The sequence below is a fragment of the Burkholderia sp. BCC1977 genome, from assembly GCF_905339595.1.
Lineage (GTDB): Bacteria > Pseudomonadota > Gammaproteobacteria > Burkholderiales > Burkholderiaceae > Burkholderia.
On sequence record NZ_CAJPGQ010000071.1, the window covers coordinates 1 to 19,041 of the forward strand.

The 19,041-nt window shown below is 56.1% G+C and carries 16 protein-coding genes and 2 pseudogenes; 10 read left to right on the top strand and 8 right to left on the bottom strand.

From position 1 onward, the window contains the following. Positions 1-145: 145 nt before the first annotated feature. The 3 genes from U5771_RS33380 to U5771_RS33390 all read right to left on the bottom strand — a co-directional run bounded on the left by U5771_RS33380 (position 146) and on the right by U5771_RS33390 (position 4,769). Positions 146-1,258 (bottom strand): porin, encoded by a 1,113-nt coding sequence (locus U5771_RS33380; protein WP_322027891.1) that lies wholly within the window; start codon positions 1,256-1,258, stop codon positions 146-148. Between the two features lie 223 nt (positions 1,259-1,481). Next, positions 1,482-3,008, bottom strand: a complete 1,527-nt coding sequence (locus U5771_RS33385) for a methyl-accepting chemotaxis protein (RefSeq protein ID WP_322027892.1) — start codon at positions 3,006-3,008, stop codon at positions 1,482-1,484. Positions 3,009-3,461: 453 nt separating this feature from the next. Then, complete coding sequence (locus U5771_RS33390) at positions 3,462-4,769, bottom strand: MFS transporter (protein WP_322027893.1); 1,308 nt, start codon at positions 4,767-4,769, stop codon at positions 3,462-3,464. Between the two features lie 511 nt (positions 4,770-5,280). On the opposite strand from U5771_RS33390, the gene U5771_RS33395 reads away from it, so the two are divergent. The 8 genes and pseudogenes from U5771_RS33395 to U5771_RS33430 form a co-directional block, all read left to right on the top strand. Further along, positions 5,281-6,432 carry an FAD-dependent monooxygenase gene (locus U5771_RS33395; protein WP_322027894.1) on the top strand — a complete coding sequence of 384 codons (1,152 nt, stop codon included), beginning with the start codon at positions 5,281-5,283 and terminating at the stop codon, positions 6,430-6,432. 109 nt (positions 6,433-6,541) lie between these two features. Then, positions 6,542-7,567 carry an XdhC family protein gene (locus tag U5771_RS33400; RefSeq protein ID WP_322027895.1) on the top strand — a complete coding sequence of 342 codons (1,026 nt, stop codon included), beginning with the start codon at positions 6,542-6,544 and terminating at the stop codon, positions 7,565-7,567. Between the two features lie 95 nt (positions 7,568-7,662). Next, the gene (locus U5771_RS33405) at positions 7,663-8,133 is read left to right on the top strand and encodes a MarR family winged helix-turn-helix transcriptional regulator (protein ID WP_322027896.1); all 471 of its coding nucleotides are present in this window, start codon (positions 7,663-7,665) and stop codon (positions 8,131-8,133) included. Positions 8,134-8,221: 88 nt separating this feature from the next. Then, positions 8,222-10,543 carry a xanthine dehydrogenase family protein molybdopterin-binding subunit gene (locus U5771_RS33410; RefSeq protein WP_322027897.1) on the top strand — a complete coding sequence of 774 codons (2,322 nt, stop codon included), beginning with the start codon at positions 8,222-8,224 and terminating at the stop codon, positions 10,541-10,543. Between the two features lie 538 nt (positions 10,544-11,081). Beyond that, on the top strand, positions 11,082-12,191 hold the full coding sequence (locus U5771_RS33415; RefSeq protein ID WP_322027898.1) for a carbon-nitrogen hydrolase family protein: 1,110 nt from the start codon (positions 11,082-11,084) through the stop codon (positions 12,189-12,191). 137 nt (positions 12,192-12,328) lie between these two features. Further along, on the top strand, positions 12,329-13,282 hold the full coding sequence (locus U5771_RS33420; protein WP_322027899.1) for a carbon-nitrogen hydrolase family protein: 954 nt from the start codon (positions 12,329-12,331) through the stop codon (positions 13,280-13,282). Positions 13,283-13,328: 46 nt separating this feature from the next. Beyond that, positions 13,329-14,858, top strand: coding sequence for an amidase family protein (locus tag U5771_RS33425; protein WP_322027900.1), 1,530 nt, complete (start codon positions 13,329-13,331; stop codon positions 14,856-14,858). 165 nt (positions 14,859-15,023) lie between these two features. After that, positions 15,024-15,203 (top strand): annotated as a pseudogene (locus U5771_RS33430) (helix-turn-helix domain-containing protein); the annotation flags it as partial. 192 nt (positions 15,204-15,395) lie between these two features. Here U5771_RS33430 and U5771_RS33435 read toward each other — a convergent pair. The 4 genes from U5771_RS33435 to tnpA form a co-directional block, all read right to left on the bottom strand. Further along, positions 15,396-15,893, bottom strand: coding sequence for an adenylate kinase (locus tag U5771_RS33435; protein WP_322027901.1), 498 nt, complete (start codon positions 15,891-15,893; stop codon positions 15,396-15,398). A 93-nt stretch (positions 15,894-15,986) separates the two neighbouring features. Beyond that, positions 15,987-17,558, bottom strand: a complete 1,572-nt coding sequence (gene tnpC / locus U5771_RS33440; protein ID WP_322027902.1) for an IS66 family transposase — start codon at positions 17,556-17,558, stop codon at positions 15,987-15,989. Between the two features lie 51 nt (positions 17,559-17,609). Continuing rightward, positions 17,610-17,951: an IS66 family insertion sequence element accessory protein TnpB gene (gene tnpB, locus U5771_RS33445; protein ID WP_415859463.1), complete on the bottom strand. Its 342-nt coding sequence runs from the start codon at positions 17,949-17,951 to the stop codon at positions 17,610-17,612. Continuing rightward, positions 17,948-18,358: an IS66-like element accessory protein TnpA gene (tnpA, locus tag U5771_RS33450; protein ID WP_322027903.1), complete on the bottom strand. Its 411-nt coding sequence runs from the start codon at positions 18,356-18,358 to the stop codon at positions 17,948-17,950. Before tnpA ends, tnpB (U5771_RS33445) begins: the two co-directional genes overlap by 4 nt. A gap of 97 nt (positions 18,359-18,455) precedes the next feature. Between tnpA and tnpB (U5771_RS33455) the strand changes: the two genes are divergently transcribed. Continuing rightward, complete coding sequence (gene tnpB / locus U5771_RS33455) at positions 18,456-18,611, top strand: IS66 family insertion sequence element accessory protein TnpB (RefSeq protein WP_415859464.1); 156 nt, start codon at positions 18,456-18,458, stop codon at positions 18,609-18,611. Between the two features lie 31 nt (positions 18,612-18,642). Beyond that, positions 18,643-18,825: pseudogene (locus U5771_RS33460) on the top strand (IS66 family transposase); the annotation flags it as partial. 36 nt (positions 18,826-18,861) lie between these two features. On the opposite strand, the gene U5771_RS33465 reads toward U5771_RS33460, so the two are convergent. Then, on the bottom strand, positions 18,862-19,041 hold a 180-nt coding region (locus tag U5771_RS33465), incomplete at its 5' end, for a transposase domain-containing protein (RefSeq protein WP_322027904.1).

The window sequence follows — 19,041 nt, forward strand, 5'->3', positions numbered from 1 at the left end:
TCTTTTGGTGGCAGACGCACAAGCGGCCAATATTTGATTCTGCATGTCACGAGGTTGCAGACCTGACAGGCAATATTGATGGTGGGGAGAGTCTGCATGCAAATTTTTCCCTGCCATGCTGGAGGGTAGCTTCCAAACAATGGCTTCAGAACAGGTGCCTGATACCGAGCATCAGCCCCTGGGTGGCGATACCACTATCCGGCCGGTTGAGCAATGCTCCGGACGGAGGCTGTGCCGCTCCCAAGGCATATCGCAACCCTGACGAATTCATCAGATAGGCATATGACATGTAAACGGTGGTGCGCTTTGAAAGCAAGTGTAGATACATGATCCCAAAATGGTTCGCATGACCCTTACCACTAAAGGTTGCGGCGTCGGTGTTCGCGGCATCTGCCGCCACGGAGATATACGTATATCCGACCCCAACCTCATCGGCCGGCCCGATGAAATATGTGCCACTTACAGAATAAAGGTCTTTGTTGATTTTGCGATCAGACTGCTTGTTTCTAAAATATCCTGCATATATTTTGAAAGGGTTGATGTCGTAGCTGCCGCCAATGGCGAGTTGCCTGTCTACTATGTTGCTATATGTCGCCGGGCTGTTCAATGACGGCCGGGATTCGAGGTACGCAGCAAGAAAATACGTTCTCGATTTTTGATACTCTATCGCGGCTTGTCGGGTAGTGCCATGCAGAAACGATGACGCATCATTGCTTAGCGACCAATGAAACTCGCCACGCCAACCTGCAAAGCGCGGTGTTGAATACATGATGTCGTTACTGTTTCTCACGTTATACCCTGATTCTGTTCCCATGCCCGCGGCATAGGAGCCGCCGTAGAATGCTGCAAGATTTCCAAGAAGGTTAAACATAATGCTGTTCTGCTGGCCAAGTCGAAATTCTCCCCAAGATTGATTGCTGATACCGAGGTATGCCTGACGATTGAAAAGGCTTCCTGGAACGGATTGAGTTCCGGAGTTGGCGTTGTATCCGCTCTCCAATGCGAAGTTCAGAGTGTTACTGCCGCTTAGTTCCTGCTTCCCGCGTATTCCCCAGCGCGAGACTTGCATACCTCCGCTGTCAACTCCGTAAGCCATTTTGCTTCCGCTGCGAATAAATGTTGAGTATGTGTCTATAATTCCATAGACTGTAATGCTGGATTGGGATCGGGCCGTAGGGCTAAAAGCGGTTGTAAGGATGCAGGTAATGGCCATTGCAATCGTTTGTGAAATTCCGGGGCGATTGTCGGGGGCGGTCATTTTTTTCTCAAAAAAAGTGCGCATAAGCGCGCAAAGTGGAGATGTGAAGTTAATTTTATGAAATAATATGTATATATGGCGAATGCAAATGATAAAGAAGTCTATTTTAGTAAATTAGTATACCAAAATGTATGGATGCAATTATTGTAAATTCATTATCCAAAAATCGGAGTTATTCGTGCGTGGATGCATTAAAATGGCGTGCAAACCATAATGATCTTGGCTAAATGGCGATCGTCCGTCGCGTCGAGTGTGTCTCGATAGAGGGGGCGTGCAGTCTGCTTTCCGGGTTGGCCGTATGTGATACAACTGTTTCCGCACCGGCCAATCTGAACACCGATACCGCCTCCGACAGATTCTTGGCTTGTTCGTCAAGCGATTCGGCTGCTGCGGCTGCCTGCTCGACGAGGGCTGCGTTTTGCTGGGTAACTTCGTCCATTTGTAGGATTGCCTGGCTGATCTGCTCGATGCCTCGGCTTTGTTCCTCGGACGCTGCAGTGATCTCGCCCATGATGTCAGAGACTCGCTTGACTGCTTGCTGCACTTCGCCAATCGTTGCACCGACTTCACCGGCTTGCCTGGCTCCGTCCTGAACCACTGCTACGGAAGAGCTGATCAGTTCCTTGATTTCCTTCGCGGCTGCCGCGGAACTCTTCGCTAGACCGCGTACCTCGCTCGCTACGACAGCGAAGCCGCGGCCCTGCTCCCCGGCGCGCGCGGCCTCTACCGCGGCGTTCAGTGCAAGAATGTTTGTCTGGAAGGCAATTCCCTCGATCACGCCGGTAATCTCCGAAATTCTGGTCGAACTGTCGCTTATATTCTCGATGGTGCGGACCATGCCTTGCACAGCCTCATTGCCTACAATTGCGACGTCGGTTGCGCGTATGGCGAGCGCATTGGCCTGACGAGCATTGTCGGCGTTCTGCTTCACCGTATCTGTTATTTGCGTCATGCTCGCAGCCGTCTGCTCAAGCGACGCAGCCTGCTGTTCTGTTCGGGCGGAAAGATCATGATTGCCTGCCGCAATTTGCGTCGCTGCACTTGCAACGGATGCGCTAAAAGCCCGAATGTTACCGACGGTAGCGCTAAGACTCGTCGTCGTCTGAGCGAGACGATAAAGTAGACTCGATTGATCATTGGTATTCAATTCGATTTTTCCCGTAAGATCGTTGCGAGCCAGCATTTCGGCCATTTCTGCAGCCTTGGCAGGCTCGCCGCCAAGGCTGAGCATAATGCTGCGTGAAATTCTCCAACCTATTAGCATGAGAACTGCAAGCAAGACTGCCGAGATCATGCCTACCTGGTAGGCTACTCGATAGAACTCCGAGTTCACATCGTCAATGTAGACTGGCGCACTCAATACCCATCCCCATGGGGAAAACATCGCTGAATATACGATTTTTTCTTTGGGAACGCTTTCGCCTACCTTCGGATATGCGTAATAACTGTAATCCCCTCCTCGGGTTGCTGCGGACAGCATTTTTTGAGCGAGATTATCCCAGAATATTTTCCCGATGACGTCGGGATATTCCGGGGAGAGAATGTAAAGCCCGTTTCCCTCAAACGCAAAAAAAGCTTGATTTTTTTTGTAAGGGAGTGAGGTCAATTCGTTAATCGCGGCCTTCTTGGCCGCGTCTTCCGAAACAATTCCAGATTTTTCGAGCTTGTATTGATGATCAATGATTCCGATTCCAAGATCGACAACTTCGCGTAGTTTCTCCTTCCTTCCTTCGATAACTTTTTGCTTCATTTGGGAGAGTGCGAACCCGCTTGTCAGTGCAATGCAGGCTAATGCAGCTCCCGTCAGTATGAATATGCGGAATCGGACTGATAGTAGGGCCAGTCTTGGTTTCATTGAAAATCCCCGAAGTTTATCGATCAATAAATTATTTAATTTAATGTTTTATCGAAACTGACAGGCTTCTGTCTCTAATTCTCATGTATTCCGCTAGGTGCGCAGCACCTCCTCTGGCATCGTTGATCAGCGATTGCCGATGGAGACCACGGTCACAAACCACAAGGTGTTACTGAAAGTAAGGAATGAATTTGCCTCTACGTTGTAGTGAGGGTGCCTGATGTCGCGACGGATGGGACAAGCTTGCATGACGAATGGAGTGAGGCCGGCGTGGATTTTCCACTCGCTTCGACCTCACAGATTTCGCGACAGTTGCTTATACCCATCCTGCAAAGAGCGCGGAGCGCTTTAGCGGTTCACCAGTTTGGCTGGTAGTGTGAAAGCGAGGCCGCCGCCCAAAACTAGAATGAACGAGAAAGCCCAGATGGCGGTGGCTGCGCTGCCGGTCATTTGGAGAATCGTTCCGATCAGGCTGTTGCTGATCAGGCCAGCCACGTTGGCGACAGAGCACGCCACTGCGAATCCGGATGCCGCAGCTGGTCCACGAAGAAAGGTACTGGGGACAGCCCAGAGAACGGGGATTGCACCAAAAACGAGCCCGTACGCAATGGAAAGCAATGCAACGGTAGCAGCGACGCCCGTGACGAAGGTGCTCATTACCATGGCGGCCGCCCCCAAGAGGAACGGCACAATGATGTGCCAGCGCCGTTCCCGGCTTCGATCGGAGCTCCATCCAAGGATTAGGAGCAGAGCCACGGCTGCAATGCTCGGGATCGCCGACAGGAGGCCGATATTGTAAGTGTCGTGCTCACCGGCATTTCGGATGAAGGTGGGCATCCAGAAGCTGATCGCGTAGACGCAGATGAGGATAGCGAAATCGATGCCACCGACGATCCAGACTTTGATGTCCTTGATGCCGTCAATGAATCGGTGGCCGCTAACTGTTTGATTTTCTGCAGCGAGGGTGGATGCAATTAACTCTCGTTCGGCTGAGTTCAGCCATTGTGCTTCCTCGGGCTTGTTGGTCAAGACGAAGAAGGTGAATACACCGAGCAAGACCGTAGGGATTGCCTCGATAAGAAACAGCCATTGCCAACCGGAGAGTCCCGAGGTTGAGTGCATATGTGTCATGATCCACCCCGAAACCGGTGCCCCGATGACGCCGGACAAAGCTGACCCCAGGAAGAACAGGCTCATGATCCTGGCACGTCGATTAGACGGAAACCAGGACGCGAGGAAATACGCTACTCCCGGGAGGAATCCTGCTTCGGCAGCCCCGAGCAGGATACGTAGAGTGTAAAACTGCCAGGGCTGAGTGACGAACATCGTCAGGCCTGAAAGGATGCCCCACGTGACCATGATGCGGGCGATCCAGAATTTCCCCCCGACCTTTGCCAGCATGACATTGCTGGGTACCTCGCAAAGGATGTAGCCGATGAAGAACAGTCCCGCCCCGAGCCCGAAAGCCGCTTCGTCCATATTGATGTCGTGCAACATCTGCAACTTGGCGAATCCGACATTAATTCGATCCAGATACGCCATGAGGTAGCACAGGCAAAGGAACGGAACCAGTCGCCACGCGACCTTCCGGTATGTGGTTGCCTCAAAGTCCGAGGCGGTTGTCGGTGATGCTTGCAGAGAATTTAAGTTTTGCATGACTAACAGTCCTTCGAGAATTGTGTGTGACGCCGCCTTCGGGTGCTTGGGAAAGAATGCGCATCTCTCATCGTGAATACTACGTCGCCAAAAAAAGTGTCTACATAGTATTTGTGCTGGATCGACCCTGGTCGGAATCGTCGGATGAAATGTCGATGGCGGTGCTGAAGGGCGCGAACCGGCGGGACTGACCCAGAGAATTCGAGATTGGTGTGTCGGTGCGGCAAGTCCCTGCTTTGGGTGTATGCAAAGTAATGGGTGTTATGATTAAGCGTACACACTCTTAGTGTTTTCCCTACCGAAAGACGCGGCCATCCGGAGGTTTGTCGGAGTACAATGCGCCCACAGAAGGTATGTATGCACTCTAAAATATCGGCTCGAGATGCCCTAATATCGATCTGGTTGAGCGTGTGGTGCCAATTCAGTGGGCTTCGGTCATGAGATGCATGGGCGCGCTTGCAAAAAATCGCACGTACACACTATAGTTTGACTATTTTTCAAAGGAGGACCCATGTCTCGCACTCCCCGTATTGCTGTCATTGGCGCAGGGCTTGGCGGAAGTGCCGCCGCTACGCTAATGGCAAAGGCCGGCTTCGACGTCAAGTTGTATGAGAAAACCGAGGTGTTTTCCCGATTGGGGGCTGGCATCCATCTTGGCCCAAACTTGATGCACGTCATGCGTCGAGTCGGCATCGAAGATCGGCTGCTTGCGACGGGATCCCAGCCCGAACGTTGGTACAGCCGGAACTACAAAACCGGCGAGATCATGGCCGAGTATGCATTCGGAAAGACCGCAGTCGAGCGTTACGGTGCTCCGTACCTGACTGTCCATCGTGGTGATTTCCATGAGCAACTCGTCAAAGCCGTCCCGAGTGACGTTCTTGTGGTCGGGAAGAAGCTGGAGAAGGTCGAGGACACCGGCAAGGTGGTGAAATTGACGTTCTCGGACGGATCGACTGAAGAGGCTGATCTTGTTGTGGGTGCCGACGGTATCAATTCAGTCGTCCGGGAGACCCTGCTTGGCGCGGAGTCGCCTCGTCATACCGGATACGCCGCTCACCGGGCAGTGTTCAAGACGCCAGTCCAAAGTGGTGGGTTGAAGTTTGACGAGTGCTGCAAATGGTGGGGGCCGGACCGCCACATGATGGTGTATTACGTGACGCCTGAGAAGAATGAGATCTATTACGTTACCGGAGTGCCTGGTGGTGAAAACTGGGATCCTGTGAAGCCCTGGATTCCGAGCAGTCGGGATGAAATGCGTCAGATGTTCGAGGGGTGGCATCCGACGGTGCAAGCGCTGATTGAGGGAACCGAGGAAGTGACGCTGTGGCCGCTGTTCGAGCGTGACCCGCTGCCACTCTGGAGCCGTGGACGACTGGTTCTCATCGGTGATGCATGTCATCCGATGAAGCCGCATATGGGGCAGGGTGCCGCCATGGCGATCGAGGATGCCGCGATGCTGACACGGTTGCTTCAGGAACAAGGTTTTGACAATCATGAGCAGACGTTCCGTCTCTATGAAGCAAACCGGTCCTCTCGTACAGCGAAGGTGCAGCAGGTGTCCCACGACAACACTTGGCTGAAAACGCAAGAGAATCCCGACTGGTGCTTTGGATACAACGCGTTTGAAGTTCCGCTCGTCGACCTTTCTGCGACGGCTTGAGTGCTTCTCTGTCGGGTCGCCTCCTCGGTGAGGGGCGACCTGCGTAAGCTGGTTTGCAGGTGGTGGATCTAGACATTCAGAATGCGGTGCTCGAGCGGATCGATTGCGAATGGACAATGTCGACGTTGAGGTATTGGAGACGGCGAACAAGTGGCTCGCGGACGGCTCCGAAGTTCTGTTGATCACAGTTGTCAAGACGTGGGGTTCATCTCCTCGCCCAGAAGGTGCGCTTCTGGCGATCCGCGGCGACGGGTGTCCGGTTGGCTCTGTTTCGGGCGGGTGTATTGAGGATGATCTGATTGCGAAGATCCGCGACGGTTCTTTGTACCTCGAATCCCCTGAAGTAGTGACTTATGGCGTGAGTGCCGAGGAGGCTCGCCGATTCGGCTTGCCTTGCGGCGGGACGATGCAGCTCGTGCTTGAACCGTTGGGCGCACGTAGCAGAATCGACGAACTCTGCTTGCGACTCCGTGATGGAGAACTGGTCAAGAGAACGGTGTGTCTCGCGTCGGGTTCGACTTCACTCGATACCGCGAGCTTGACCGATGGTGTCGCGATAGCTGCAGGAGAATTCACGGCAATCCATGGCCCACGATATCGAATGCTTGTGATCGGTGCGGGGCAGCTATCGCGTTATTTGAGCGTGATATCCGTTGGTCTGGGATATCAGGTGACCGTCTGCGATCCCCGGCTCGAGTATGAAGATTGGTCGGAGCCGGGTGTTCGGATCGTGCGGTCAATGCCTGACGATGCAGTGGTAGAGATGAGGATGGATCGAAGGTGCGCTGTGATTGCGTTGACGCATGACCCGAAGCTGGACGACCTTGCATTGATTGAGGCGTTGAAATCGGATGCATTTTATGTCGGCGCTATCGGGTCCCGGTCGAACAATTCGAGGCGACGGCTGCGATTGAGAGAGTTTGCGCTTAGCGATGAAGAGATCGCACGGCTGCGAGGCCCGATTGGACTCTATATAGGGAGCCGGACGCCCCCGGAGATTGCGATCTCCATCTTGGCGGAGGTAATAGCCGAGAAAAATAACGTGAGCACGCCGCCGGGGTTGAGGATCGAAGAGGCCAAGAGTCTGCTGGAGACGGGGGCTGCCGCGCGGGGCGACCAAAACAACGATGATTAAGACAGATCGGAAGATGAGCGAGCCAGAAGGGCCGTGTTTCCACGGGCGCCGGAAAGACGTTCATCCCCACTTGTACCATACGATCTTAGAGCGCCATGATAGGAAAAGTTTCGTATTTGCGGCAGGCTATCGAGGTTTCGGAAGGAAATGTGAAACATCGAGCGCGACTGGGTTCACTCCTTCGAAGGTTGTATCAACGCAATCAAGCTATCTGGCAGGCGAAGGCAATCGACGGGAAGATTACGTCGGTGCAAACAGCAACACTTGGCATACTATTTGACGAGGGGGCTCTGTCGCTAACGGAGATCGGTACCGCCGGCGCGATGGATCCAGCGACCACGCGTGGCGTGGTGGACCGGTTGCAGTCTCACGGGCTCGTGGAGTTGGGTAGTGATGCCCGGGATAAGCGTCGGGTGATCGTCTCTCTTAATGCGGAAGGGCGATCTTACGTCGAAGCGATGCTTCCCGTCATGGATCAAATAATCGAGGAAACTCTTGAGGCGCTGAATCCTGCGGAGCGCTTCGCATTTGAGTTTCTCGTGCGTAAACTCGTCGAGGGGCGCTGATTTTCAGGCATGCTTTCTCGGCGGGGCTTGTCGCCTTGGCAATGAAGTGTGAAGTGCACTGCAACGGTCCTGTTGCGAGGAGGACGGTGTGAACCGCGCAGACCTGCTGTTGTGTGATGATTGTCTTGCAATCATCCGGAGGCCTCAATCGCCGGTGAAGGACGGGCATCCCGCATTTAATCAGTCGACATATGTCCCTGATGTGCCGGAAGTATTCGTTGCCATATTCGATGGCGGCAAGGTCGCTGCCTTCAACGGACACGTCGATCTCGGCACTGGCGTTCGAACCTCGCTGGCGCAAATCGTTGCAGAAGAACTCGATCTGCCGGCGGCGTTGATCGATATGCAGTTGGGTCATACTGCCGTTACGCCGGATCAGGGACCAACGATTGCCAGCTCCACGATTCAGGTGTCCGCGGTGCCACTAAGAAAGGCATCGGCCCAGGCTCGTCAAGCGCTGTTGCAACTGGCGGCAGAGTATTGGAGTGCGAATCGGTCACGTCTTACCATCGAGAACGGGGAAGTATTCTTCGCCGACGGATCCGACCCGAGGAGGATCAGCTTCGGCGATCTGCTCAGGGGCCGTCGAGTTCACCTAGAGTTGGACCTCGAGACACCCGTTAAATCTCCATCCGCATGGAAAATTGTCGGGAGTTCGTTTCGCCGGGTCGACATCGTCGGCAAAGCGACCGGGGAACTGACGTTTGTTCATGACATGCGTGTACCCGGGATGTTGCATGGGCGGGTAATTCGTCCCCCTTACGCGGGATTGGATAGCGGGGTATTTGTCGGGAAACTCCTCGAGTCGGTAGACCGAACCTCTGTCGCAAAGGTGTCGGGTCTGGTTGGCGTGGTTGTCCAAGGCGACTTCATTGGCGTGGTCGCTGAAAGGGAAGAGAACGCAATCCTGGCAGCGAAGACGCTCAAGGTGAAGTGGCGGCGCTTGCCGCCGCTCCCGGATATGAGCGATCCCGGTGACGCAATCGCGGCGGCACCGGCTCAGCGGAGACTGCTTCTGGAAGAGGGCGACGTTGAGCAGGCTGCGAAAGAGCATGGCGCAACGACCATTGTGCGAACGTTCTACTGGCCGTATCAGATGCATGCGTCTATCGGCCCGTCGTGCGGAATTGCTGACTATCGTGCAAAAGGGGACGGACGTATCACTGTATGGTCGGGTACCCAAAATCCTGTCAATCTCCGCCTGGATCTTTCCCGGCTTGTCGATCGAGATGAGGCGGATATCGATATTGTCCGTATGGAGGCATCCGGGTGCTATGGCCGCAACTGCGCGGACGACGTCTGTGCAGACGCACTTCTCCTCTCGCGCGCGGTTTCGGCGCCTGTCAGAGTTCAACTGTCTCGGGCGGACGAGCATACGTGGGAGCCGAAAGGGGCCGGGCAGGTAGTATCGGTTTCCGGCACCATCAGCGAGGCCGGGGAGTTTCTGGCTTATGACTTTGCTACTCGCTATCCATCGAACGATGCGCCGCTCATGGCGGCGCTCCTCACTGGCACGGCAAGTTCCGTAGCAAAAGTGGTACCGATGGGCGATCGTACGGCAGTGAATCCGTATCGAAGTGCCAGCCGCAGGTTCTACTGTGATGATGTGGCTCCGCTTGTGCGTGCAGCGTGGCTTAGGGGCGTATCTGCTCTACCGAACTCGTTTGCCCACGATTGTTTCATGGACGAACTCGCGTCCGTTGCTGGTCAGGACCCGTTGGAATTCCGATTGAAATACTTGGAAGATGCGCGGGCGAGAGAACTTCTTGATGCATTGGCGGCGCGTGTTGGATGGAAGAGAAAGGGGATTTGGAAACCTGGACGAGTGGATCTTTCGCAACGATTCTTGCATGGCAGAGGCATCGCTTACGCGCGATATGTCCATGGAACATTCCCTGGCTTTGGGGCAGCTTGGGCCGCGTGGGTGGTTGAACTCGTGGTCGACCGGCTCACCGGAGCCGTGAATCTAAAGCGCGTTGTGGTGGCCCATGATGCTGGGACGATGATCAACCCGGACGGCGTCCGTCATCAGATTCACGGAAACGTTATTCAGATAATCAGTCGGACATTGAAGGAGCGAGTCCGGTTTGTGGATGGAGTCGTATCCAGTCGAGAATGGAGTAGCTACCCCATTTTGACGTTCCCGGAGGTGCCGGCGATCGATGTACTGCTGATGCCTCGTCAAGGGGAGGAGCCGCTAGGGGCGGGGGAGTCAGCATCGGTTCCGGGGCCGTCAGCTATCGCAAACGCAATATTTGACGCGGCTGGTATCCGCTGCTACGCGCCGCCTTTCACGCCTGAGGTGATTCGTGCCGCGCTTCGAGGAGCGGGCGTACTCATGAGCCCCGATGACTGTGCTGTTGCAACGAGCCGCACGACTTTGCGGGCAGTTTCGCCGGACAGGTACTAATTCAAGGGGTGATCCGTCGGGCACCCGAATGCGGACGCTTTTGACTCGTTGGTGCCGTCGGATGCCAAGGTGATTCCTGATCAGGGGAGTCTCGTCTACATGTGCTGGCATTGGAGATGCGAGTGACGCTTCGGGGTGGTCCGGTATGGGCTGTGCAACACCTCATCGGTGTGTTGACGAAACCAGGGAAGACCGCATCTGGGAGGGTGAGTACTGGTCCATGGCATCGGGCGTCGCGATGCATTGGTGCATGGATCGATGCGACACTTATGCCTACACGGCGCGACGATCGAAGGCATGACGTAAACCCTCGTATTTGAGACTTTTTTGACCAGTTACTATGTGTACACTCTAAGAGTGGCCGCGTGAGTCAGAAGATGGCGGCGCCCCGAGAGGGATTGAATGGTTGAGGTGGGCGAAGGCGCATCACTTTTTTAGTGCATGCATAGCTAATTCGTCCAGATTCGTGCCCTTTGATTTGTTGATGAACATCCGGTTTATGGTGTTCAGCATTACTTGCTAACTCCTTGGAGGGAGTATGTTCCAACAGCGTTCCCCCTTTCTCGTCGCAGCGGCACAACTCGGCCCGGTTTACTGCGACAAACCGAAGTACTTTGACTCCGCTGCGACGCTCAACAAGGCAGTTAAGGCCATCGCGGAGGCCGGTAAAAAAGGCGCGAAACTTATTGTATTTCCCGAATTATTTCTCCCTGGCTATCCCTACTGGTCGGTAGATTTTGCACACGGTGACGAGTTTGCAAAGATCTGGCGCGAGTATCTATACCACTCGCCGACCGTGCCGGGCCCGGAGACGGCTGCGCTTTGCAAGGCTGCACAAGACGCCGGAATTGTGGTCGCAATGGGTATCAACGAGCGCGATGCTTACGACGAAGGCCGCATGTACAACACGATCCTCTGGATCGGAGCGGACGGCCGAATCATGGGAACCCATCGCAAGCTCGTGATTACGGTCCACGAACAGTACTACCATGTCCAGTCGGACGTGACGATCAACGAACCCGGCGACAACATCCGAACGTACGATACCGATTTTGGGCGCGTGGGCGGTCTGATTTGTGGCGAGCACTACCAGCATCTTCTGCAGCAAAACCTCATCAACGAAGGTGAGCAGATTCACGTTGCCTTGTGGCCGGGTCACTACGATTCGCCGGATCCCAAGGGATACTCCCTGAAGGTAGTTGCAGAGATCTGCACGCGCAATCACAGCATTGCGGGTCAAAGCTGGTCAATTCTTGCTGGCGCGTACTTGCCGGAAGACGAGCGACCGAAGAATTTCTATTCCAACAATGTTTTCGATCATACCTACGGTGGTAGCTGCATCGTCAATCCTGGTGGTGCCGTCGTCGCAGGTCCAATCTACAACAAGGAGGAGATTCTTTATGCCGAGGTCGATCTTGGCGAAATTCCGCTCGTGAAGTCCGTTGCAAACATGAAGGGGATCTACGATCGTCACGACGTAATTGGCCTGGTCCGGCAGGAGACGCCGAGGGCACGCAGCCGATCGATGGAAGCATCCGCCCCGCCAGTCTCTGCGAGCAGGGGAGAAGGGGCGCGGTTCCAGGCGGCCGAAAACAAGGATCAACCGTTTGAAGGCTTGCAAACCCAATCTCGAAGCGTGAGTCAGTAGTTCTCAAGCTGCCTGTATTTGCAGCAGGAGTACCAGTTTCGAATGAAGCATAGATGACGATGTCGGATGAGTCAGCGAACTTCACTTGAACTTTACGCTTCGGCGAGTAATTGAAGTATCAATCTTAAGAGAGAATCATGGAGCACACTAACGCCGCCGAAAAGTTCCGCACCGTGCGGGTCGCTGCAGTGCAGGCAGAATCTGTTTTTCTGGATTTGGATGCTACTACGGAGAAGGCATGTCGGCTGATTGAGCAAGCAGGTGCAAATGGCGCTGACCTGATTGCATTTCCTGAAGCATTTATCCCTACGTTTCCGAACTGGTACGAAACTCTGGGTGAGTCTCCTCGTGCTAGAAATCTTGACAAGAGGCTCTTCATGAATTCTGTCGAGATTCCTGGTAAGCACATCAACGCGATCGCAAGTGCGTGCAAGAAGGCGAACATCAACGCAGTCGTCGGTGTCAACGAGAGACTGGTTGATACTACAGGCACGATGTTCAACACGCAGGTGCATATCACTCGAGACGGCGAGATCGTCGGCAAGCATCAAAAGTACGTGCCGACGTCGGGAGAGCGGCAAGTGCACATGCAAGGCAAGACGGGATACTACAACGCGTTCAAAACAGACTTCGGCAGTGTCTCGGGGCTGATCTGCGCGGAGAATATGTATCCGTTGGCGCAGTATGCTGCGGGCCGCTCGTATCCCGTTGTCCATGTCGCTTCGTGGCCGACGTACTTTGCGCCATATTTCCCGATGCATCATTCGATTGTCACGACGACAGCCGGTCTTGCTTACTCGCTGAAATGCTTTGTCGTCAATGCGGTCTCGAGAATTCCGGAGGCGTACATCGAAGCGGTAGCACCCGACGACGACAGCAGAAATTTTCTTCTCGAACAGCGCGAGCTGAAGAAGGGAGCGGTAATCATCGATCACATGGGGCGAGTGATTGTCGACGGTTCAGGAAGCGCCGAAGAACTGCTGTTTGCCGACCTCAATCTCGAGGAGCTCATCGCACCGAAGATGATCATTGATTTTGCTGGTCACTATGATCGACCAGAGATTTTCGCGCCGCTCTTTCGCGATGAATAATTCAGCGCGTTCGAGCAACCTTGGGCTGACCATTCATTGATACAGTATGAGCGAAATCGATCTTGAGACTATCTCGGCACTCTCCACCCGTCTCGGGTTGGATATCAGCGAGGCCGATCTTGCTTGCTACCAGTCGCTACTCGGCGATGTGCAGTCTGCAGTCGCGGATTTCGAGAAACTGCCTCAACGCCCGGCGGTAGTTAGCCCGGCTGTTCGTGATCCGGGGCATGTGCCTACCTTCGAGGAAGATCCTCTGAATGCGGTCATCAGGCGGATTTCCATCAAGCGGGAGGGGGCGCGTGGGAAACTCTCCGGGCGGAGGATTGGCCTGAAAGACACCATTGCAGTTGCCGGTGTCCCGATGACTGCCGCATCCAGGCTCCTTGAAGACTACATTCCCGCACAAGATGCTGTTGTGGTGGACCGCCTTCTCGACGAAGGCGCGGAGCTGGTTGCGAAGTTGAACATGGATGGCTTTGCGTGGTCCGGAAGCGCGGATACTGGCGACTATGGTCCCATTCTCAATCCGGTTGATCGGGCTCGATCTGCGTCGGGATCGTCCGGAGGAAGTGCGGCCGCGCTGTACTACGACTGGGTTGATATGACGCTTGGTGCAGATCAGGCGGGATCGATTCGTATGCCGGCGTCGTGGTGCGGCGTGCTGGGACTCAAACCGACGCACGGGCTCATTCCTTATACGGGGGTGATGAGCGTCGATCCCACTATCGATCATGTCGGTCCTCTGACGCGAACCGTTGCGGACATGGCACTCATGCTCGATGTCCTCGCCGGCGCGGATCCTTCGGATCCGCGGCAGATTGGAAATCCCGGGCCAGAGCAATACTCATACGAAGTTGAAAATGCATCATCGGACCTGAAAGGCGTGAGGATCGGGTTGCTGAGAGAGGGATTTGGCACTGCCGTGGGTGTCATTCCCGAGGTGGCGCGCGCCGTTCGTGAGACGGCCACACGCTTCGAGGCCCTGGGTGCCGAGCTCGTCGAAGTATCGATTCCAGAACATTTGCACGGCGGGCTGTTTGCGTTTGCCTTCTATTGCGAAGCACAGCTTCATGCATTTGAGTCCGGAGGAAATGGTTACGGTTGGAACGGTACGTACACGCCCGATCTTGCTCAAGCGCTCGGAAATGCGTTTCGGAATGGCGCAGCCAGAATGCCGGCAACGCTAAAGACGGTCCTTTTGGCTGGTGAGATGCTCAGGAACCGGTACAACGGAGCACTCTACGCCAGAGCGCAAAATCTTCGTCCATGGCTCCGGATGGCGTATGACCGTGGCCTTGACGGTTTGGATGCATTGATTTTGCCGACTACGCCGATGCCGGCACGTGTGCATACGTCCGAAGGCGATCTGGCGGAGAGGGTGCGTCGGGGTTGGAGTACGCTCCCCAACACGCCTACTGCCGACGTCACCGGACACCCGGCGATAAGCATCCCGGCCGCGCAGGTCGAGGGGATGCCGCAAGGGGTCATGTTGATTGGGAAGCATTTCCGGGATGCGAACCTGCTGAGACTGGCGCGAGCGTACGAGCAGGAATACGGCTGGTTTCCGGAGGTTTGATCTCGAGCATTGGTAAAAATCGGGCAGAGTCGCCCGATTTTTTTGTCAGATGTAGAAGTTCAGACTTGATCTGACAGTAAGGCCTTGCCAAGAGGCGGGGTTACCCGTTTTGATAGAGGTGCGAATCTTCATCAAAACAGCGCGCAAGCGCCAAGGAGTAACCCCGTGAGTAGTCTCAACCAAAACGTCATCCGCCACAAGATCGGGCTGCTGCATCTGGCCACCGAGCTGGGCAACGTGTCGAAAGCCTGCAAGGTGATGGGCCTGTCGCGCGATACGTTCTATCGCTATCAGAACGCCTTGGCCGAGGGCGGTGTCGAAGCACTGTTCGCCAGCAACCGTAAGCGCTCGTTGAAGGACGCCATTGCACGGCGAGGCTGATTCACCGAGGCTACGTGTCCATGTTCAATGAGCGTGCACAGGTGTGCATGAACGAGCAAGACGGAGGATTGCAGAGTAAGCGTCTAACGAACGCCGTATTGACACTGCCGTGTCGATATAGGCGCCGTCTGCGCACAGCTGAGCCACGACGACACGCTATGTTTCCCGACGATCCAAGAAGGCCATTACAGCATCGCGTGATCGAAGAACCCGCTTATCTGCTCCGTAGTCGTCAAACAGTCTCTGGTGGCCAATGTATGAACTCGGTCCTTGGCGGCTTCGATACGTCGAAGCCCAATCCAACAATGCTGCGAATGAAGCCGCGTCTCCTTCACGACGGATACCGCGCCGGCGAATGTTCTCAATGCATTCCGCTTCGTCGAGACACAGCCAGATCAGTGCCGTAGAGTCGGTACGGATCTCATTGACGAGCGAGCCGTAAATTCCTTCAATCACCCAGCGCTCAGCTTTCGCGGCATCTCGCAGCAGCTGTACGGCCTCGTTGCGCTCGCGAGCAATGTTGTACCCGCCTGGAAGCCAATGAATCGAATCCAAATCTATACAGGGTGATCCCATGTGATTTGCAATTCGTTCGGCAAGCCAGCTCTTTCCCGAACCCGAATTCCCCACTATCAGCGTTCTAAGCAAATTCATACGGAGGCCCATTTCGTGGAGCGCAGTGGCTGCTCTCGGTGTATGCGCGCGGTCAGTATCGTAGTACAGCTTGCTCGCGCGGGACGTGAGATGCTATCGGATCGGTTCGACGCGAGCGGTCAACGGCAGCGAGGGTGCCACATTCCACGGCATCAGCTCATCGATGCAGTTGACCGGATGATCAGCGATGTGTTCGAGCACGTAGGAGAGATATGCCTCGGGATCGAGGCCGTTCAGGCGTGCCGTGCCGATCAAACTATACATCGCGGCGGCACGTTCGCCACCAGAGTCGGCGCCGGCAAACAAATAGTTTCGCCGTCCGAGAGCGACTCCGCGCAGCGCGCGCTCGGCGATCAGGTTGTCGATTTCCGCATGCCCATCGCTACAGTAGAAGACGAGCGCCGGCCAGCGGTTCAGTACGTACTGAATCGCCTTGGTTGTATCGGATTTCGCCGAGAGCGTGGCGAGCGTCGCTTCGAACCAGCGTCTCATGTCGTCGAGTAGCGGTACGGCTTGCGCTTGACGCACACGTCGGCGTTCGTCCGGTGGTTTGCCGCGGATCTGCTCTTCGAGCTTGTAGAGCGCGCCGATCCGGCGCAATGCTTCTTCAGTCACCGCGTTGGGACGTACGGCGTGCAGGTCGTGGATCTTCCTGCGCGCGTGCGCCATACAGGCAGCTTCCTGGATGACACCACCGCGATACAACTCGGCATAGCCAGCGAACGCGTCGGCCTGCAGCACGCCGGCGAAGTGAGCAAGATGCCGCTGCGGATGTTCGCCACGGCGATCAGGTGTATAGGCGAACCAGACCGCTGGCGGCTCGTCGGAGCCACTCGATCGATCGTCGCGCACGTAAACCCAGAGACGGCCGGTCTTTGTGCGGCCATTACCGGGCGCCAGCACCGGCAGCGGCGTGTCATCCGCGTGGACCTTATTGCCGATCAGCGCGTAGCGGCGCACCGCGTCGACCAACGGCGCAAGCAAACCCACGATGCTGCCCATCCAGTAACCCATTGCGCCGGGATCGATCTCGACGCCGTCGCGCGCATACATGACTGCCTGGCGGTGCAGCGGGATGTGGTAAGCGAACTTCGACACGGCAATGTGCGCGAGCAGCGCCGGGCCCGGGATGCCGCGATCGACCGGCCGACTCGGTGCCGGCGCTTGCAAGATGCGATCGCAGCACGTGCAGGCCAGTTTCGGACGGCGGTGACGGATCACGCGGAAGTGCGCCCGCACGTATTCGAGTTGCTCAGCGACGTCCTCGCCCAGCGGCTTGAGCCGCCCACCGCAATCGGGGCAGTCATCGTCAGCGGGCAAGTGGATCCGCTCTTCGCGCTCAAGGTGATCGGGCAGCGGCTTGCGGCTCGCACCTTCGCGACGCGGCCGTTTCGTTTCGTGAGCGGCCGCCACATCGGCGGCGCCTTCGTCGGCTTGCAGATCCTCCAGCCGCAATTCGAGCTGCTCGATCTGGCGATCCAACTTCTCCGATTTCCGGCCGAACTGCATGCGGCGCAGTTTTGCGATCGTGAGCTTCAGGTGCTCAATCTCGAGCGCCCGCGACGAGAGCTGCTGTCGCAACTCGGCAACTTGAGCGTCGCGCTCAAGCAGTAACGCCTTCAGAGTGTCGATGTTGTCCGGGAGTGTGCTCGAGGTCGATTCCATGGGGGCAGTTTACGACTGCCCGTAGTCACGGCGTCATCGGTTAACAATGGTTTACAAGGCGCTGCGTGGGCGCGCGGCTTCCACCGGCTGTCGCCAATCGAAGCCCTCGAGTAAGAGCGACAGTTGGGCGGTTGTCAGCGCGACCACGCCGGCATCAGCACGCGGCCACGCGAAACGCCCCTTCTCAAGACGCTTCGAGAGCAGGCAAAGACCTCCGTCGCACCACCACAAGCACTTCAGCAAGTCGCCGCGCTTGCCGCGGAACACGAACACGTGCCCAGAGAACGGATCCTTCTCCAGCACCGTCTGTACTTTCGCTGCCAACGAGTTGAAGCCGGAACGCATGTCCGTGACACCCGCCGCGATCCAAATTCGCGTGTTCGGCGGGATCACTTCAGGCAGTCTCGCAGAAACTGTTCGGCGAACTCCTGCGACACGCCGCGGATGCTGACACGCCGTTTGCCGATCTCAATCTCGATCTCGCAGCTCAACGGCATCGTCGGGCTCGCTGGGCTCGACGACACATCCAGGGTTTGCGGCAGAGCGTCGTCCGGGACGTCTTTTGCGGGCAGATCGACCACGTCAACAGGCAGCAACGCGACCTCTGCTACCGACGTGACACGTTGCGCTTCCAGTAAGCCTCTCCGCCACTGTGCGACCATATTGGCGTTCAGGCCATGTGCGCGGGCCACCTCGGCGATTGAGCGATTCGGATCGTTCGCTTCGGCAGCCACCGCTTGCCGAAATTCCTTCGTGTAATTCCTCGAACCCGGTTGTCTTCCATGGACCACTGATTTCATCAATCTGATTCCCATTACATCTGATGGGAATCAGATTGCCTGTGTCGCACCCTCATGAACAGACGGTACATATCGAGCGCTTACCAACGGCTTCTGGTTGCTGCTCAAGCGACTCGAAGCCGATCGCTTCATCTGGCCGAACGGAAGCGACACGATCACGCTCAATGCCGAGCAGTTGCACTGGCTGCTCGACGGAATCGACCTGACCGTGATCCAGAAGCATCCCCAGCGATATTACGCGCGGATGAGCTGAACACCACGCAGGTGGCATGGTCTAATCGGCCATGCCGAATAGCCCCGTCATGTTGAGCGCGGAGGAGTACGAAGCGCTGATTGCCGCGAGCGCCGAACGCGATGCGCTGCGCGGTGAGCTTCGACTCGTGACGGCCCAGCGCGATCTGGCCGAAGAGAAGCTGCGGGCCTACAAGCACGAACTGTTCGGCGCATCGAGCGAGGCGCGCCATGCCGGTAAGCGGCCAGCGAACCCGTCTTGACGAGCGAGTTTAGGCGGTGGTCGAGAGAGGCCGCCAGCGATGCGGCAGCAGCTCGTCGATGTCGTTGGCCTTGTGGGTCGGCAAGCGCGTCAGCACGTCCTTCAGATAGGCGAGAGGCTCGAGCCCGTTCAGTTGTGCCGAGCGGATCAGGCTCATGATGGCGGCCGCGCGCTGACCCGCACGCAGTGA